General features: G+C 37.8%; 1 protein-coding gene. It reads right to left on the bottom strand.

Features of this window, described 5'->3' with window-relative positions:
* Nucleotides 1-249, bottom strand: a 249-nt coding sequence (locus tag HJW02_RS13050; RefSeq protein ID WP_208050685.1) for a hypothetical protein, incomplete at both ends; no start/stop codon positions are given.

Raw genomic sequence — 249 nt, 5'->3', positions numbered from 1 at the left:
CAAGACTTGCAGTTGCTTCACTCAATTTTGGCTTAAGTTCATCACGAATTCTTATATTATTCTGCATAGTCTGATTGGTTTTATCTATGGATTGCTTATATATGTCAACTTTTTTGGATTGTAGTTCTACCTGCTGTGCCAGAGTTTTCTGTACACTTGCAAGTCTTTCGCTGTCCTTTCCAAAAGCCTGTATACCTGCACTGGCATTTTTAAGTTCGGATTGACTAAGCCTTAACTGTTGGTTAACAC

The organism is Akkermansia sp. GGCC_0220, from assembly GCF_017566105.1.
Classification (GTDB): Bacteria; Verrucomicrobiota; Verrucomicrobiia; order Verrucomicrobiales; family Akkermansiaceae; genus Akkermansia; species Akkermansia massiliensis.
This window is presented reverse-complemented; position numbering and strand designations above follow the sequence as displayed.